General features: G+C 79.4%; 1 pseudogene. It reads right to left on the reverse strand.

Annotated features, from left to right (window positions below):
- A pseudogene (locus GTW08_RS01605) lies at positions 1-238 on the reverse strand (shikimate dehydrogenase); the annotation flags it as partial.

Below are 238 nucleotides of genomic sequence, written 5' to 3' on the forward strand. Positions count from 1 at the left end.
CGCATGGCGGCCTCCGGACCGGGACGCCCGGTCATGAGCTCGACCTGCGCGACCGCCTGCTGCAGCAGCATCTCCAGGCCGGACACGATCCGCGCCCCGGCCGCCGCCGCGCCGCCCGCGACCACGGTCGGCCACGGCGCGTAGACGGCGTCGAGCAGCACGGTCCCCGGCCGCCAGCGCGCACCGGCCAGTGCGTCGGCAGCCCCCGCCGGGAGGGTGGAGACGACCGCGTCGGCGC

It is taken from the genome of Pseudonocardia sp. SID8383, from assembly GCF_009864975.1.
Classification (GTDB): Bacteria; Actinomycetota; Actinomycetes; order Mycobacteriales; family Pseudonocardiaceae; genus Pseudonocardia; species Pseudonocardia alni.